Below are 17,447 nucleotides of genomic sequence, written 5' to 3'. Positions count from 1 at the left end.
TTTTATCGAGAGGCATTCCACTCTTTCATTTTTTTCATAGGATTAGTTTTTGCATTTTTTATAGCATGAAAAGTTATTGCTAGCGTTAAAAGTATGGCGCAACCTAGAGAAAGGTATGCTATCTGATTAGTTCCTAACTTACTTATTCCTTCCATAGGTGATTTAAACCTCATAAATATAGCAACTAGCGCCCATACTCCTACTAGAGCAAATTCACGCATATTGCGATAAATAAGCATACTGATGTTTATCATAAAAGCTACAAAAATCATGACTAACGTGACATATACCTGTGTAGTTATAGCCATTTCATAAATCCCATTTAACCATGCAGCTATATTTGCAATAGTGGCGACACTTATCCATCCAGAATATAAACACAGTGGCCACCACACAAAGGCTATTACTGGAAATGGCGCATCCCATATCTCCATATCTAACTGTCGCACACACATTAATAAACAGAAAAGGATCCCTAACATCATCACTACAGATGCTGCAATATGTTCATCTAACCATAAAGCCACCCATAGGGTACAAAAAACATTTGCAGCTAGAAACCACGGACTCGTAGTTTTTACAAAGTCTGTTTTATAATCTTTATTTACCGCGAGATGCTTTTTAGCAAATGACACATAAACTCCATAGACAGCAAAGACTAGCAGCATTAAAAAAATTATACCCCAAATAGAAAACGCATACGATGCTGGAGTAAATAAATTATCATACTCTGCACTCAGTTCACCTACACTTTTACCGTTATAATTACCAGTATTTGCATACCCATTCCAAGCTATTAAAATGAGAACACTTATTAAATTTAGTATGGAGATTAATTTTCTAGACATCTTATAAAGATAGATCTTGCCGTTAGAATACCCTAGTAATTACAGAAAATTAGAATTATTTTAAGTAAACCGACCTAATGAAGCTCTATCACCTCATCACCTGCAATTGCAAAAACTCTATTACCTTTTTTAGGTTGTAAAGTGTAGGTGCCTGTAAAATCACCAAAAGCTGGTAAAATCATCCCGTAATCTGTACAAAAAAAACAGGACAGTTTTAATTGCTGTCTACCTTTACCACGTAATTTAACTGATGGATGTATGTGACCAGCTATGTTATAACTTCCTTCTACTTCTTCTGGATGATGGGTTAAAAGTACCTTTCCCATCTGTAAGGAATCATAGGTCTTCATACCCAAATTCTCAAAAGAATCCCGAGATATAACATCATGATTTCCCATTACCAGACCTATTTCTATGGTTTGGGACTTGACCCATTGTTCAAAGAAGTCCCATTCTGCATTTTTATATGAATGAAATAAATCGCCTAGAAACCATAATCGAGATGGTTTAAACTCTTCTATTAACGCACTTAATTTATCATATTCTTTGTCGTCTGCTTGCGTAGGTACAGCCATACCGTGTATTCTAAAATGAGCACTTTTGCCCAAATGAACATCGGCAAGAAGAATAACATCTTGTTCTACCCAATAGCATGCGCCACTGCGGTGCAATTGAAATGTTTGATCTTGGAGTTTTACTTCTAGTGCCAGCTTGCAGGGTAATTATTAATGATTAAAAGTATTTAGTATATAAATGGTTGGTTCATAATTCCGCTTTCGCGAAAGCGAAATAATTACAAACAATTATCTAAAAAGCATACCTCAACGCGAGTATAAGATTGCGACCAGCAGCTGCTATTCCTGATGAATACGTGCGGTAACGCTGGTCTGTAATATTTTCTAAAATTGCTGTTGCGGTAAGTCTGTTGTTAATTTTATAGCTAGAACGCAAATTTGCCGTGTACCAACTAGGTGAATAAGGATTACCATCCCTATCAAGTGCATACAAATGAGGACGTGATTGCTGGCTAGGCGCAAGATCATTAAAATCAAACTTGCCGTTAAACATCATATAACCATCCAGTTGCAGACTATTATTTTCAAAAACTACATGAATATCGCCAAAACTAGGCGACACGTGCCGCACAGCTACTTTAGAACCGTCTAATTCTTCCTGCTCGCCATCTAGCCAGTTGTAATGACCGTACAATTTAAGGTTTTTATTAAACTCATATTGAGTGCCTATTTCTATACCGTAAACAGTAGCTTTTTCTGCATTTTGAATGGCTTGTACCTGACTTAGTTCACCTTGATAAATAACCATATCCTGACCGTTAAGTTGAAAATCTCTAGCGACTAGTGCGTCTTTTAATTGCGTATAGTATGCAGAAATATCAAAGGTGAATTTATCATTCATACGTTTTTTAACCGCTACCTCTATATTATAAGAGTACTCAGACTCTAGATCTGGATTAGGAACAATAATGGTCCCAGGGCTAGGGTCAAATATTTTACCGATATCATCTACATTAGGTGCTCTAAATGCAGTACTAAAGTTTGCTCTAAGCTCCCATGTGTTATCTGGTAAATAGGTAGCGCCCAAAGCACCAGTTAATGCACCTGTACTGATACTTGCCTCTTCAAAAGGGAAGTTAAAAAAAACATTATCAAATTGTGTGTCTAACCATATATGATTATAGCGTAATCCTGACTGTATGGTAAGTTGAGAATCTAGTCTCCACTGGTAATTTCCATAGGCAGCGAGAGATCTCCATGAAGCGCCGTCTGGATATCTACTGGCAGCATCCTGACGTTCTTGAGTATCTATATTAAAAACACTACCTACTGACGCTACTCGGTTATGTAAAAATTCTGCTCCATAAAAAAGAACATTATTCTCGCGATTGCGTCTTTCAAAATCTATAGATGTAGTAAAAACATCTACTTTTTCTTTATTCTGAAAAAGCTCGACATCTTGAAAAGAGCGGTTATTGCGACTTTCTTCAAACTGTTGATATGCTTGAGAAAAGATCATTTTATCATACCACTTTCCATTACCTCTATGAATAGCTTTGGCATTTACCATTAACCATGTCTGTGGTCCATAATACCATTCTGACTCTCGAGGGATACCGTTATCATCAAATCTACTCAAAGAATCATACCTAGGAAAATCGCCTGTAGCGGTATAAATGATACCTAGATCAAACTCCCAGTTTTGCGTTACTTTGTATCTAAATTTTTGTAAGAGATTAATCTGGTCGTATCCTGTAGGAACTTGCTCTTTTGGATTTGGGTTATTAACGATCACATCTACTCCATCGATACGGTCTACATATTGATTTCTAAGATAGTCATCTGGACCGTGAGAACCCATCTTAAGGTCGCCGAAGGAATTAACACTTATACTCGTAGCAGATGCAAATCTTTTTGTCCCATAAATAAAATCTAGATGTGCGGTTTTTTCATTATTTGCTGTGGCATATCTCATCAGAGTATTTCCTGAGAATAAGATGGAATCTTGAGCAAACTTAGGTTTCAGCGTATAGAAATTCATGACACCACCTATGGCATCGCTGCCATAAACCACGCTACCTGGACCTAAAATAACCTCGGTACGCTCTATACTTAAGGGATCTATAGAAATTACATTTTGAAGATTACCACCCCTAAAAATGGCGTTATTCATACGCACTCCATCTACAGTTAACAATAACCTGTTAGTAGAAAAACCTCTTATTAATGGACTACCTCCACCTTGCTGAGATTTTTGCACGTAAACCTGCCCAGATTGTTGTAATAAATCTGCACTGGTCTGTGGATTATTAGATCGTATCTGAGCACTATTTTGTGAAATGATCTTTTGAGGTATGTCTTGTTTGCGCTGTGCAAATTTAGATGCAGATATAACAATAGGATTTATCTTCTCTGACCTAGGGACCATTTCTATTATTGTACCTTGCGGTAGAATATTTACTTTATAAATTACATAGGTCTGAAAAGCCATGCTTTGAAAATAAATACGATCTGTATCTGAAAAATTCTCTAGGGAGATTTTTCCATTAAAATCTGTAATACCACTAATGCTTTTATCTTTATTATAAACAGCAACAGAGAATAGCTTTTCCTTACTAATAGCATTGACTACAGTCACTGTTTGTGCCGTAGTATAAAAACATATAAAAAAACAAAGTATAGCGATTAATCTCACTGGTCGAATAACTGTTTTAGTATTGATAATGAATTAGGTTTTTTAAAGATTTGCAAATGTATTTGAAAATACTCAATGACCAAATTTAATAAGCCATTACGCTCTTCTCTATTCATTTTTACCTCATTAATTTGATCAAATTTCATGCCTAGAAAAGGCTTTAACAAGTTACTCTCTATGTCTGTTAAATGATATGGCTGCAACCCATTATTATCAAAGTTACCATTAAGCATATTAAAGTATGGTAAATCTATAGTATTAACATCTGGTTGGAAACCTAAAAAACGAGTCATATCTAGCAGCACTTTTATAGAAAAGTTTGCTACTTGATCAGATTGATCTAAAAATTGAAAAGCTGTAGAGACGTAATCAAAAAGCTCTTCGTCTGGTTGCTGCTCAGTTAATAGTTGTGACAGTACTTCAGAAAAGAACAGAGTAATACTAGTCTTAATAATATTCGTATGAATATTTTGATAAGGAAACAAAACTCTCGCCTCTTTAATGTATTCTAACGCACCTTTTCCCTTATGCTGTGTTTCTAATTCTAACTGAGTGAGTGGTTGAAAAAAAGAAATGCGCAATTTTCCTTTTCTAGACTTGCGTACTCCTTTTAAGATATAAGATTGTGTGCCTAACTCTTTAGTATACAATCTTGTTATAAGATCTGACTCTCCATATTTAAGGGAGGATAAAACAATTGCTTGTGTTTTTATAAGCATTTACCTCACTATCATTATTTTAGAAACAGCAGTCTCAATATTATCACTAGTAGAAATGAATAATAAATAGACCCCAGAGGCTACTTTATCACCAGAAAAACTTCTTGTGTCCCATGGTATGCTACCACCTTGAGAAACTGCTTCATAAACTAAGTTACCTTCTATGTCTGTTATTTTAACTCGTGCTCTATCTGTTAATCCATCGATAGTGACGTTTCCATCAAATCCTGGACGTACTGGATTAGGAAAAGCTCTCACATTTTCTAAATCATCTTGGGGCTTACTAGATCTTTGTCCTTGAAATGCAACAATGCCATTATTAGTTGCAAAATACACTTTACCAGTAGCCTCATCTATTGCGATATCATTAATAGAATTTGTAGGTAATGGAGAGTTATCTGTAGTAAACTGAAATAACGTCTCTCGTCCTGAAGGAGAAAACAAGAAAGCTCCAGAGCTAGCAGTAGCAACCCATTTATTATTATTACCATCTATCTCTATATCTAGTACTGCCTCATCCTGGAGTAACTCTCGGGCAATGCCGTTAGTATCTTCAATTATCACAGATCTTGCATCCCTAGGCGTGTCTGTAAACATACTATTAGGATTAAAGAGTATACGTAGTCCCAGATTAGAACCTATCCATAACTGCCCGTTAAGGTCTAATCTTAATGAGGCTATATAGTTGTTAACAAGATTATTATCTTCGTCAATATTTACCGCGACTGATGTTTCTGGATCAAAACCAACCAGACCAATATCTATAGTACCATAAATAATTTTACCATCATCTGTAATCACCATTTTTGTAGTACTTTGAGCTATTTCAGGTATCTGATCACTTAAATCAAAAGCTCTCCACTGACCAGATGGAGATCTTCTATGTAATGAATTATCTTCAAGACTTTGAGACACCCATAAATTACCTTGATTATCAAACTCACTATCTGGTAATCTTTGAAAATTAAAAGGACCATTATTAGTAGGAACTTCTGATAGGATTAAAGAGCTATTTGAATTATCGAACAGAGTGGCCGCTGCTCCGTCTACCAACTGTACTAAACCGTCATTCATAGAATTAAGAAAAATCTCTGATGAATTTGTTGGGTTAATAGTTATACTACCTAAACTTCTAACGTTAAGAATATCGTCAAATGAGAGGTTTTCCCAAGGGGCATCAATCGTTAAATGACTGATCCCAAACCTCTCTAATGGAAAGGGATTATAAAAAACATCATAATCACCATACCCTACCCACAACTCATCTGGAGATGTAGCTACTGTAAAAGCTGCGTTGCGAGCTGGCCCATCTGCCACGACAAATTCAAAATCATTTTGATTTAAAATATCTACGCGTATCATACCAGCGTCTTCTGTACCTATAAACAAGTCATTATCTACAGTAATCGCTTGTGTATAATTATAAGAAATACCTTCTACTGTTGTTATTCTAAGAATTTCTGTAAAACTTAAATCATACACTAGAACAGCACCTCTAGTGGCCACCGTAAAATATTGACCTGAAGAATGAAAATCTAGTGCTCTACCTGGAAATTGTAAAGGGGTTATTAAAAAATCTACTGGCCCTTCTTCATATAAAAATCTATTTACCGCTGTAGCAAATAGTCGGTTATTAAAATTCTCTACTTCGTCCCAAGAATTACCATTAATTTGGGTCCAATTTGCAAAGTCAATTAAAAAAGGATCTATAATACTGGCCCGTCTAATACCTCCATTAGCAGTACCTGCATATAGAAAATTATCAAATAACTCGATGGTTTTCACCTCTAATTGCTCTCCGTTATCTCCTATAAAATAAGTATCATCAAATTCTAGACGCTCTAGATTATAGATTGCGATCCCAAAATCTGTAGCCATGTAAATGAGATCACCACTCTCTTTAAACTCGTTAATCCTTTTATTATCTGGCGCTATAACCTGTTTATCTTGTATAGCCACAACGCTAGTTACATTCCCACGTGCATCAACTACTTGCAGCAGCCCATTTTCATACCCTATAACTAGCGTAGATTGAGACTCACTGTAGTGAATTTGACTTATATTATCGCCGCTCAATCCATTAACCGTAGTTAGAGTTGTAAAGGTTCCAGAACTAAGGTCATAAATAAAAACAGCGTTTTCACTAGCAGCATAAACGGCATCATCAGAGTCGACTATATCAATAATATTAGTGAACGAAAAAAGACCTTCCCAAGAATCAGAAAAATCTTGAGCCGCGCAATAATTGCTCACGAGGATTAATAAGAGTATTAGCTTTTTCATATATCTACAACGTACCCATCTTTATTATATGATGAATAAGAACAAAAATAACTTAATTAAGGGCCTGAAAAAACCTCTGTAGATTTTACAGAGGTTCTTGTTGATTATAATAACGCTTTCGCGAAAGCGATACTTATATAAATAAATAGTTCTTATACAATTCCTTGAGCTAGCATAGCGTCTGCAACTTTTACAAAACCAGCAATGTTTGCACCTTTTACATAGTCTACAAAACCATCTTCTTGTGTTCCATAAGTAACACAAGCCTCATGAATATCATTCATAATTGAGTGTAGTTTATTATCTACCTCTTCAGAAGTCCAGCTGTAACGCATAGAATTTTGAGACATTTCTAGACCAGATGTTGCTACTCCACCGGCATTAGACGCTTTACCTGGAGCAAATAATATCTTACTATCTACAAAATGCTCAACTGCATCTGGCGTGCTAGGCATGTTTGCTCCTTCACTAACACAAATACAGCCATTAGAAACTAATGTTTTTGCTTCATCACCGTTTAACTCATTTTGAGTTGCACATGGAAGAGCTATGTCACATTTTACAGACCATGGACGCTCACCTGCATGATAAGTAGCGCTAGGATATTGCTCTACATATTCAGAGATGCGACCACGTTTATTGTTTTTAAGGTCCATTATAAATTCTAGTTTAGCCTCATCGATACCATCAGCATCATGAATGTAACCACCAGAATCTGACATAGTAACGACTTTACCGCCTAGTTGCAATATTTTCTCTGCGGCATACTGTGCTACGTTTCCAGATCCAGAAATAACAACTGTTTTCCCTTTGATCTTTTGGTCTCGTGTCTTTAACATGTTTTGTGCAAAATATACGTTTCCATAACCTGTTGCTTCTGGACGAATTAAAGAACCTCCATAAGAACGTCCTTTACCTGTAAGAATACCTGTAAATTCATTTCTTAGTTTTTTATAGTACCCAAAAAGGTATCCTATCTCACGTCCACCTACACCTATATCTCCTGCAGGCACATCAGTATCTGCACCGATAACACGTTGCAACTCTACCATAAAGGACTGACAGAAACGCATCACCTCACGGTCTGACTTCCCTTTAGGGTCAAAATCAGCACCACCTTTTCCACCACCCATAGGTAGAGTAGTCAGACTATTTTTAAACACTTGTTCAAATGCCAAAAACTTAAGAATACTTAGGTTAACAGATGGGTGAAATCTCAATCCTCCTTTATAAGGACCGATAGCACTATTCATTTGAATACGGTATCCACGATTTACTTGTACCTGACCACTGTCATCAGTCCATGGCACTCGGAACATAGTTACACGCTCTGGCTCTGCCATTCTTTCTAACAGTTTATCAGACTGGTATTGCTTATTCTTTTCGATGAATGGTATAACGGTTTCAGCAACCTCTGTTACTGCCTGTATGAATTCAGGCTCGTTAGAATTCTTCTTTTTTATCAAATCGATAAAATCTTGGATGTTTTTTTCCATTATCTTTAATTTGTTCCTTTAAGAAAACGTTTGCGTTAATTATGCAAATATAATATTATCGCTGAACGTAATTTTTTTTTTACCAATAATTTAAGCTAACTTACGTTGTTATTACTCAATACACACATAAAAAACATGTATTTTATCTAATCTATTTAGTTTAAACACATCTAATAATGTCTCTATGAACTACATTTTGTTATATTTGTTCCCATCACTTAAGTCCTTATATTAATGACGTATCCACAAAAACACATTACAACCATTATCATTCTTTTGGGAATGGTTGTTACTAGTAACGCTCAATTAGGCTTTTCTCACGAATTAGGTTTTATCACTGGACCAGTTGCTTTTCAAAGTGATTATGGTGAGCGACATGACTTTGATACTAACAAAGGTAATGTAGGTATAGGAGTTGGCCTGATTCACTATATCAATTTTGCTTATCGCGCAGAATGTGATTGTTATACCGGTGACACTTACTGGAATGACCACTTTAAAATACGCAGTGAGATTAACTACCACGTAACGACACTTAATCACTTAGGTGATGAAGCTGATAAAAACTCTATAGGAGGTCTTCAATTAAGATCTATGCAAGGAAAAGCAAAAGTCTTTGAGTTAGGTGCACAAATAGAATGGTACCCTTTAAGCATTAGAGATTTTCAAAGCGGCCAACCTAAGATTGCTCCTTATGGAGGTTTTGGCGCACATTATGTTAATTATAGACCAGAAGCAACTAGCTCTTTAGGGCCGCTAGGTAATCCAGTCACTACATTCCCTACATTCTTAGACCGTATAGACACCTCACAAGGAAGCGCAATTGCTCTTGTAGGCGACCTAGGTTTTAGGTATAAAGTAAGTACTCTAAGTGATATATTAATATCTTCTAAGTGGCATTATTATGTAGACAGTAATTATGTAGATGGATTAAGCCCTAATAATGTCAACAATAGAGTAAATGACTGGATATGGTGGTTTAACGTAGGTTATATATTTTATCTATAAAACAAATTATTTAAAAAAAAGCCTGTCTATTAAATTTAATAGACAGGCTTTTTTTATACTTGAAACCCAAGCTCTTCTACTGGGTCCCAGTAAATATCTTTAAAGTTCTTGATTTGATCTTCTTCAATAACTAGCCCTTCACTTTCTAAAAGTTGTTGCATTAAGTTAGTGCCCGCAAAATGGTGTTTACCAGTCAACACTCCATTACGATTTACTACTCTATGCGCTGGTACATCTGGATTATTATGTGCCGCATTCATGGCATAACCTACAGTCCTACTACTACGTGGGGTCCCTAGTACCTTTGCTATTGCTCCATAACTAGTGGCTCTACCATATGGTATTTGTTTAACTACCTCATAGACTCTTAAATAAAAATCTTTTGTATTCATAAGTATAATCTAAAAATGGTAAATACCGCAATACATAAAGTAAGGCCTCCTAATAGGTAATTAATTTTACGGGCAAAGGTATTGCTCTCAAAGGCAAATTTATTCACAAAAGTAATATAGGATAATAACATTAAAAATGTACCACTAGCGGCGCCTAGAATAAATAAATGAGCCATAGGATAAGTAAACTCAAATAAACCACGACTGGCCAGAAAAGAACTAAAACCTATATAAAATGGAATAGGAAATATGTTTAAAACCGATAATACGATTCCTTGCGCAAAAATTTTAACAGGCGACCTGTTGACCTCTTTTACTACTGGTGCACCAGAATCACGTAACGCTTTAATAAAAAAGAAAGCAGATAATGCTAGAAAAACAACTACTGCAAATTTCTCTAACAGCAATAGGGTATCAGGGTCGTTATTCAATAATTTAGAAAAGAAAACCCCTACATAAACCTGAGCCACTACTATGAGTGATGCTCCTAGTGCAAATATTACAGCAGCTTTCTTATTTTGTTTCACACTAATTTTGGCCGCAGTAAGATTTAATAAACCAGGTGGAATAACACCAATAAAACCTATAATTAAACCAAATAATAAATGTAAAAGTCCTGCCATTACTTTAATTTAAACTTAATATAAGTTATCGCTTTACCTGTTTCTAGGTACTGCTTCTCATAAAAAGTCTGTGTACTGGTAACCTCTTCTGGAGATTCTGTATTTGAGTAAACATCGTGGTGCGCATATAATATTTGTTCTCCTCTAGCTTGCAGCAGCCCTAAAGTGTAGCCATGCATAAATTCAGAATCTGTTTTAAGATTCATAATTCCGTCAGCTTGTAAAATATGCTTATACTTTGCGAGAAAATCAGGATTAGTCATTCTATGTTTAGTACGTTTATATTTAATTTGTGGATCTGGAAAAGTGATCCATATCTCTTGTATTTCCGCTTTCGCGAAAGCGTCATCCACCAACTCAATTTGAGTACGTAAAAAAGCTACATTAGTAAGACCTTCTTCAATAGCTGTTTTTGCACCACGCCAGAAACGCGCTCCCTTTATATCTATACCTATAAAATTACGTTCAGGATACTTACGAGCTAGTGCAACCGTGTATTCTCCTTTACCGCAACCCAGCTCTAAGGTAATAGGGTTATCATTACCGAAAAATTCATTCCATTTACCCTGGTGTTTAAAACCAGCGGTTACTTCTTCTCGAGTAGGCTGTATAACGTTGTCGAATGTTTCGTTTTCGTTAAATCGTTTGAGTTTATTCTTGCTTCCCAATACAATTATTTAAAGATTAATTAATGACTACAAATATACCTGATTACAAAGTCATTGTATATTTACTGCATGCAAAAATCCAAAAACATTTTGGTCGCACCTTTAAACTGGGGCTTAGGTCATGCCACAAGATGCATTCCTATAATATTAGAAATTATTAATAATGGAGACAACCCTATTATAGGTAGTGATGGACAGGCACTTGCGTTACTTAAAAAGGAATTTAAGGGCTGTACTTTTATAGAATTACCATCTTATGACATTGAATATGCAAAAGAAGACCGCAGTTTAAAATTAAAAATGCTTAAATACTCTCCTAAAATATGGAAAGCTATACGCAATGAACACAAAATATTAAATCGCCTAATTCTAGAACATGAAATAACAGGTATCATATCAGATAACAGATTAGGACTATACAGTAATTTAATACCATCGGTAATCATAACACACCAGTTACAAGTTTTATCTGGAAGCACGACATGGTTCAGTACACAACTACACCTCCATTATATTAAAAAATTTGACTATTGCTGGATACCTGACGTTAGTAGTGTGGAAAATTTAACTGGTAAATTATCGCATAATGATGATTGCGATCTAGACAAAGTCTACCTAGGACCACTTTCTAGATTTAAAAATACCGGCCAGTATCAAAAAAAGTATGACCTACTTATTTTGTTATCTGGACCAGAACCTCAACGAGGACTTTTAGAAAAGAAATTACTTTCTGAAATTAAAAGATACCACGGTAAAGTTCTATTTATAGCAGGAAGAATAGAAAAAGAACAAAAAGTAGAAAAGAAAGGAAACGTAACTTTTTACAATTACCTCTCTACAGAAAGTTTACAAAAAGCTATGGATTTAAGTGAATGTGTGTTAAGCAGGAGTGGATATACCACTATTATGGATTTAAATGAACTAGGTAAAAAAGCGTTTTTCATACCAACACCTGGTCAGTATGAGCAAGAATACTTAGCACAATCATTAGAGAAAAAAGGTCTTGTTCCTTGTGCTACACAAAAAGAATTTAAAATAGAAATGTTATCTAGAATACCTAATTATAAAGGTTTAGGTACTATTCAATCCACTGCTACATCTATCTCTTCTATACTAGAAGAAACTTTTTCTAGAGTAAATGAAAACTCAGAACCTATCCCTATTTCACTATCTACATAAATACGCTCTTCATGAGCCTCTACTATATGTTTAACTATGGCTAGCCCAAGTCCAGAACCGCCTTCTCTGCGAGAGCCCGTTCTATCCACTCTAAAAAAACGCTCAAATAACCTAGGTAAAAACTCTTTCTTTATACCTTCTCCATTATCAGTAACACGTACTATTACTTTATTATTAATAAGATCCTCAATGGCAACCTCTGTGGTACCATTTTGCTTACCATATTTAATCGAATTAACTATAAGATTAGAAATTACTTGCTGTATACGTTCCTTATCTGCATGAACTTTAATTTTATTGTTATAATTCATGTCATAGACTAAGGAAATATTCTTTCTAGCAGCCTTCATTTCAAACTGATCAAACACTTGTCTAATCAGTTTTACTATATCAAAGTCATCTTTCTCCAGACGCATATCACCTACCTCTAGTCTAGTGATCATATCCATATCTTTTACTATATAGGTAAGGCGTTCTACCCCTTTTTGCGCTCTTTCTAAGTACTTTTTACGTATCACCTTGTCTTTATGCGCACCATCAATAAGAGTGTCTATATAACCTTGAACAGTGAACAGCGGTGTTTTAAGCTCGTGAGATATGTTACCTAAAAATTCTTTGCGATAATTTTCACGCACTTGGAGTGTTTCTATTTCTGTTTTCTTATTTCTAGCAAATCGCTGCACTTGATCCTTAAGCGTACGCATATCTGTCGCAATTTCTCTGTCATTAAAATTGCTCGATTCTAACAGCGCCACATCTTCATAAATACGTTTAATACGTCGGTAAATAAAACGTTGTACCCTAAATTGTATAATTGTAAAGCATATTAAAAAACTCGCAAAAGAAAAACAAACGATTATATACCAAGGTAACCTTACATGATCCATGGATGCTACACTTAATAAAAGAAAAAAGAGCAACATCGCGATATAAAAAGAAGATCTAATCGCAAATCGGTAACTATTTTTTTGAGGCGCGGTATTATTTGACATATTTATAACCTACACCTTTAACAGTCTTAAAACTGTCATCACCCAACTTTTCCCTTAGTTTTCTAATATGCACGTCAATGGTACGACCACCTACTATTACCTCATTGCCCCATACTACATCAAGAATCTCTTCTCTTTTAAAAACCTTACCAGGCTTAGTAGTCAATAAAGAGAGTAATTCAAACTCTTTACGAGGCAAGATCATTTCTTCCTTTTTATAAATAATCTTGTATTGATCTCTATCAATAACTAGGTTACCTAATTTGAGAATATTAGATGTTTCTGGAGCAACATTCTCTCTACGTCTTAAAAGCGATTTTACCTTAGAAACAAGAACTCTAGGTTTTACAGGTTTTGTAATATAATCATCTGCTCCTACATCAAAACCGGCGATCATAGAATAATCTTCACCTCGCGCAGTTAAAAATGTAATCACCGTATCGTCTAATTCTGGCATTTTACGCATTTTCTCACAAGCCTCGATCCCATCCATAACAGGCATCATTACATCTAATATTATAAGGTCAGGCTTTTTCTTCTTTGCAATTTTGAGAGCTTCCTCTCCATTCTCTGCCGTAAACACTTGATAACCTTCATTTTTAAGATTGTATCCTACGATCTCTAAAATATCTGGCTCGTCGTCTACTAGTAGAACTTTCGCTTTAGCGTCTTTCATTTCTTCTTTCATATTCTTAATGGGCTAAATTAAAAAGATAGCTACTCAAGCATTTTAAATCCATGTTAGCTTTAGGTTAACTCAATGTATTAAAAAAATAAAGTTAATAAATTATTTGTGATGATCTCGCTTTCGCGAAAGCGTAATTATTAAATTTATCTATACAGTTACAATTACTTAGCAAATCAAAGTACTATACAGCATGTTACCTAATGGTTAAATAACTGAAAGCCAAATATTACCCTGTTAAAGAAATTGTATATTTGCAAAAAAACTACATCAAGATGAAACAAATTTACTTTAATGTCGTAATGTTCTTTATTGCGGCTACTTCTTTTGCTCAACAACCTATAATTACCTCTATTGTAGACGGTGATTGTACTGGTGGAAACCCTAAATTACTAGAGATTTATGCCAGCGGTACAGTTGACTTTACTTTATTCTCATTAGAAAATCAAACTAACGGAAACACAACTTGGGGTAATGCATTTGATCTTTCTGAATTAGGTACTGTTACAGATGCTTTTATCTATGTAACAACTACAGATAGTGCAGGAGCGTTAACTACTGAATTTCCTGGTGTAGCAAGTGCTACGGTACTTACTGATAATGTAATTAACCTAAATGGTGATGACCGTATTAGAATTATTGAAACAGCTACTAGTACTGTAATTGATCAATATGGAGTAAGCGATGTGGACGGATCTGGTCAGGCATGGGAATATGCAGATTCTTCTGCAAAAAGAATTAACGGTACTGGACCAGATAATGGTTTTGTAGAAGCTAACTGGGTATTTGGTGGTGCAGGTTCTTTAAACAACCTTGGAATTTGTCAAGGTGGTGCAGATACTTTTGAAACTTTAATAGGTGGAATAGGAACCTACACAACTGTTATGTCTACCGTTCCTGCTGTTACCATTACTGCTCCTTCTGATGGATCTACACTTGCTGGTGGTACAACTACAACTGATATTACATGGAACTCTATGAACCTTCCTGCTGGAGCAACATTTAATGTATCAGTAAATGGTACTGATAATCTAGATGTTACTTCTCCTTATTCCATAACCGTAATAGACGGCGCTACTTATAATGTAACTGTCTCAATGGTAAACGGTGCTATGTTAGTCACTACTGACTCAACTAGTTTTGACGTTGCATTCCCATGTGACCTACAATTAGGCACAATCACTGAAACGTGTCAGACATCTACAGCTGGTGTAGATTTATATGATGTAACTATAGATTTTACAGGCGGTAGTACTTCTACTTATGTTATTGACACTGCTGGTAATGGAACTGTAGCTGGAGATGATCCTTCTACTGTTGCAGCTGGACAGATTACAATTACAGGTGTTACTGAAGGTGTAGACTTTACAGTTACAGTTACTGGTGATGCAGCAAATAGCTCATGTACTTTAACTCGCAACATCTCAAGCCCTGCGTGTCTAGGTAATGTAACTTGTGCAAACCCTGGAGATTTAATAATAACAGAAATCATGCAAAACCCTGGTGCGGTAAATGATAATGTTGGTGAATACTTTGAAGTATACAACACAACAGGAGCTGCAATAGACATGTTAGGTTATGAGATTGTAGATTTAACAAGTCCAAACGAAAATTTTACAGTAATTCTCTCTGTAGTTGTTCCTGCAAATGGATATGCTGTATTTGTTGCTAGCGCTGATCCACTTGCAAACGGTGGAATCACTCCTGATTATGTTTATGATGGTACTTCTACATTTTTAGGAAATGGATTTGATGAATTATCTATTCAATGTGGAGGAACTGTTATCGATGAAGTTTCTTGGGATAACGGTGCAACTTTTCCTGATGAAGTTGGTGAGAGCATGGAATTATCTCTAAACAGCTATAACTCTACAGATAATGACTTAGGTACAAACTGGGGTCTAGCTGTAACTGCTTATGGTGATGGTGATCTAGGTACTCCTGGAGCAGTAAATGACTTTACATTATCTAACGATACTTTTAACGCAAATACTTTTAAGATTTATCCTAATCCTGTAAATGGTTCTACAGTAAACATAGTTTCTACAAATGGAGAAGCCGTTGATGTAATTATCTACTCTACTTTAGGGCAGAGAGTATTAACTGCAGCTGGACTTACAAATGAATTAAATGTGAGTAACCTCAATTCTGGAATGTATATCGTTAAGGTTTCTCAAGGAGACGCAACTCAAACACGTAAACTAGTTATCAAATAATCGGATAACTTACCTTTATAATTTACTAAGCGCTGCAGTTTTACTGCGGCGCTTTTTTATTTACTTTTGTTTCAAATTCTTGATGTGATATTTTCTGTTTTTGATATAGACTCTAATGAAGCCTTTGAACAAATCGCTTTAAAAATTTACACATATCAAAGACAACACAATCCAGTCTATAAACAGTATTGCGATTTATTAAACATAAAAGAAGTGGACTCCATAGAAAAAATCCCTTTTTTACCAATTCAATTTTTTAAATCTCATCAGGTAATAAGCGATAAGAACCCTGCGCAAATTACATTTACCAGCAGCGGCACAACAGGCAGTATAGTTTCTAAACATCTTGTAACGGACTTAAAAGTTTATGACGACAGTCTAGATAACAGCTTTAAAACTACCTATGGAGAGATGGAAGATTATGTGGTTCTGGCCTTACTACCACATTATTTAGACCGTACAGGCTCTTCATTAGTCTATATGGCACAGCGATGGATTAATACATCTGGACACAAAGAAAGCGGTTTTTACCTCAACAATTTAGAGGACCTAGCAGCTGTTCTAAAAAGCTTACAAAAAACCAATAAGAAAGTAATTCTTATCGGTGTTACATTTGCTTTACTACAACTTGCAGAGCAGTATGCCATGCCGCTCGATAATGTCATTATTATAGAAACTGGCGGTATGAAAGGTATGCGCAAAGAAATCGTAAAACCAGAACTACACCAGATTCTAAAAACAGCTTTCCCACAAGCGAGTATTCAAAGTGAATATGGCATGACCGAACTTTTATCACAAGCCTATGCGAGTGATGGCATCAATTTTACCACACCGCAATGGATGAAGGTAATTACTAGAGACACAAATGATCCCTTATCGCTTATAGATAATAATAAAACAGGCGGCTTAAATGTTATAGATCTAGCAAATTACAATTCCTGTTCTTTTATCGCAACACAAGACTTAGGTAAAAGTTTTAAGAACGGCAGCTTTCAAGTTTTAGGAAGGTTTGACCACTCTGATATACGTGGTTGTAATTTAATGGCAGTTACTTAAGGTAGTAAATGAAAATATTATAAAATGAAAAAGATCACCTATTTCTAGATGATCTTTTTAGTGTAGTTGTAA

15 protein-coding genes are annotated in these 17,447 nt (G+C 35.4%); 4 read left to right on the top strand and 11 right to left on the bottom strand.

What is annotated here, in order from left to right; genetic code table 11:
- Nucleotides 1-2: 2 nt before the first annotated feature.
- The 6 genes from Q0838_RS02495 to gdhA all read right to left on the bottom strand — a co-directional run bounded on the left by Q0838_RS02495 (nucleotide 3) and on the right by gdhA (nucleotide 8,556).
- Complete coding sequence (locus Q0838_RS02495; protein WP_298950846.1) at nucleotides 3-848, bottom strand: hypothetical protein; 846 nt, start codon at nucleotides 846-848, stop codon at nucleotides 3-5.
- 74 nt (nucleotides 849-922) lie between these two features.
- Nucleotides 923-1,558, bottom strand: a complete 636-nt coding sequence (gene pdeM, locus Q0838_RS02490; protein WP_298950931.1) for a ligase-associated DNA damage response endonuclease PdeM — start codon at nucleotides 1,556-1,558, stop codon at nucleotides 923-925.
- Between the two features lie 97 nt (nucleotides 1,559-1,655).
- Complete coding sequence (locus tag Q0838_RS02485) at nucleotides 1,656-4,001, bottom strand: TonB-dependent receptor (RefSeq protein WP_298950844.1); 2,346 nt, start codon at nucleotides 3,999-4,001, stop codon at nucleotides 1,656-1,658.
- Between the two features lie 53 nt (nucleotides 4,002-4,054).
- Nucleotides 4,055-4,777: a DNA repair protein RecO gene (recO, locus tag Q0838_RS02480; RefSeq protein WP_298950842.1), complete on the bottom strand. Its 723-nt coding sequence runs from the start codon at nucleotides 4,775-4,777 to the stop codon at nucleotides 4,055-4,057.
- Nucleotides 4,778-7,060: a T9SS type A sorting domain-containing protein gene (locus Q0838_RS02475; RefSeq protein ID WP_298950840.1), complete on the bottom strand. Its 2,283-nt coding sequence runs from the start codon at nucleotides 7,058-7,060 to the stop codon at nucleotides 4,778-4,780.
- Between the two features lie 152 nt (nucleotides 7,061-7,212).
- Entirely contained in the window at nucleotides 7,213-8,556 is a 1,344-nt protein-coding gene (gene gdhA / locus Q0838_RS02470) for an NADP-specific glutamate dehydrogenase (RefSeq protein WP_298950838.1), read from the bottom strand.
- Between the two features lie 234 nt (nucleotides 8,557-8,790).
- Here gdhA and Q0838_RS02465 point away from each other — a divergent pair, with 234 nt between their 5' ends.
- Complete coding sequence (locus Q0838_RS02465; protein ID WP_298950836.1) at nucleotides 8,791-9,564, top strand: glutamate dehydrogenase; 774 nt, start codon at nucleotides 8,791-8,793, stop codon at nucleotides 9,562-9,564.
- Nucleotides 9,565-9,617: 53 nt separating this feature from the next.
- Here the strand turns inward: Q0838_RS02465 and Q0838_RS02460 are convergent, their stop codons facing one another.
- Genes Q0838_RS02460 through trmB form a run of 3 tightly spaced genes read right to left on the bottom strand, consistent with a single transcriptional unit; the run spans nucleotide 9,618 to nucleotide 11,247 of the window.
- A complete protein-coding gene (locus tag Q0838_RS02460) occupies nucleotides 9,618-9,956 on the bottom strand; it encodes an MGMT family protein (RefSeq protein ID WP_298950834.1) in 339 nt (112 codons plus the stop codon).
- Nucleotides 9,953-10,579, bottom strand: coding sequence for a LysE family transporter (locus tag Q0838_RS02455; protein ID WP_298950832.1), 627 nt, complete (start codon nucleotides 10,577-10,579; stop codon nucleotides 9,953-9,955). Before Q0838_RS02455 ends, Q0838_RS02460 begins: the two co-directional genes overlap by 4 nt.
- On the bottom strand, nucleotides 10,579-11,247 hold the full coding sequence (gene trmB, locus Q0838_RS02450) for a tRNA (guanosine(46)-N7)-methyltransferase TrmB (RefSeq protein ID WP_298950830.1): 669 nt from the start codon (nucleotides 11,245-11,247) through the stop codon (nucleotides 10,579-10,581). The genes Q0838_RS02455 and trmB overlap by 1 nt, the downstream gene beginning before the upstream one ends.
- 69 nt (nucleotides 11,248-11,316) lie before the next feature.
- On the opposite strand from trmB, the gene Q0838_RS02445 reads away from it, so the two are divergent.
- Nucleotides 11,317-12,426, top strand: a complete 1,110-nt coding sequence (locus Q0838_RS02445; RefSeq protein ID WP_298950828.1) for a glycosyltransferase — start codon at nucleotides 11,317-11,319, stop codon at nucleotides 12,424-12,426.
- On the opposite strand, the gene Q0838_RS02440 is transcribed toward Q0838_RS02445, so the two are convergent.
- Both Q0838_RS02440 and Q0838_RS02435 read right to left on the bottom strand, forming a co-directional pair.
- A complete protein-coding gene (locus tag Q0838_RS02440) occupies nucleotides 12,330-13,418 on the bottom strand; it encodes an ATP-binding protein (RefSeq protein WP_298950826.1) in 1,089 nt (362 codons plus the stop codon). The genes Q0838_RS02445 and Q0838_RS02440 overlap by 97 nt on opposite strands.
- Nucleotides 13,408-14,094: a response regulator transcription factor gene (locus Q0838_RS02435; RefSeq protein ID WP_298950824.1), complete on the bottom strand. Its 687-nt coding sequence runs from the start codon at nucleotides 14,092-14,094 to the stop codon at nucleotides 13,408-13,410. The genes Q0838_RS02440 and Q0838_RS02435 overlap by 11 nt, the downstream gene beginning before the upstream one ends.
- A gap of 284 nt (nucleotides 14,095-14,378) precedes the next feature.
- On the opposite strand from Q0838_RS02435, the gene Q0838_RS02430 reads away from it, so the two are divergent.
- Both Q0838_RS02430 and Q0838_RS02425 read left to right on the top strand, forming a co-directional pair.
- Nucleotides 14,379-16,319, top strand: a complete 1,941-nt coding sequence (locus tag Q0838_RS02430; protein ID WP_298950822.1) for a T9SS type A sorting domain-containing protein — start codon at nucleotides 14,379-14,381, stop codon at nucleotides 16,317-16,319.
- A gap of 75 nt (nucleotides 16,320-16,394) precedes the next feature.
- Nucleotides 16,395-17,375 (top strand): acyl transferase, encoded by a 981-nt coding sequence (locus Q0838_RS02425; protein WP_298950929.1) that lies wholly within the window; start codon nucleotides 16,395-16,397, stop codon nucleotides 17,373-17,375.
- Nucleotides 17,376-17,447: the final 72 nt, after the last annotated feature.

It is taken from the genome of uncultured Nonlabens sp. (genome assembly GCF_947495285.1).
Classification (GTDB): Bacteria; Bacteroidota; Bacteroidia; order Flavobacteriales; family Flavobacteriaceae; genus Nonlabens.
This window is presented reverse-complemented; position numbering and strand designations above follow the sequence as displayed.

Coding starts and splice junctions, on each gene's coding strand:
- Q0838_RS02495 (WP_298950846.1), bottom strand. CDS start 848: ATGTCTAGAAAATTAATCTCCATACTAAATTTAATAAGTGTTCTCATT.
- recO (WP_298950842.1), bottom strand. CDS start 4,777: ATGCTTATAAAAACACAAGCAATTGTTTTATCCTCCCTTAAATATGGA.
- Q0838_RS02475 (WP_298950840.1), bottom strand. CDS start 7,060: ATGAAAAAGCTAATACTCTTATTAATCCTCGTGAGCAATTATTGCGCG.
- gdhA (WP_298950838.1), bottom strand. CDS start 8,556: ATGGAAAAAAACATCCAAGATTTTATCGATTTGATAAAAAAGAAGAAT.
- Q0838_RS02465 (WP_298950836.1), top strand. CDS start 8,791: ATGACGTATCCACAAAAACACATTACAACCATTATCATTCTTTTGGGA.
- Q0838_RS02460 (WP_298950834.1), bottom strand. CDS start 9,956: ATGAATACAAAAGATTTTTATTTAAGAGTCTATGAGGTAGTTAAACAA.
- Q0838_RS02455 (WP_298950832.1), bottom strand. CDS start 10,579: ATGGCAGGACTTTTACATTTATTATTTGGTTTAATTATAGGTTTTATT.
- Q0838_RS02445 (WP_298950828.1), top strand. CDS start 11,317: ATGCAAAAATCCAAAAACATTTTGGTCGCACCTTTAAACTGGGGCTTA.
- Q0838_RS02440 (WP_298950826.1), bottom strand. CDS start 13,418: ATGTCAAATAATACCGCGCCTCAAAAAAATAGTTACCGATTTGCGATT.
- Q0838_RS02435 (WP_298950824.1), bottom strand. CDS start 14,094: ATGAAAGACGCTAAAGCGAAAGTTCTACTAGTAGACGACGAGCCAGAT.
- Q0838_RS02430 (WP_298950822.1), top strand. CDS start 14,379: ATGAAACAAATTTACTTTAATGTCGTAATGTTCTTTATTGCGGCTACT.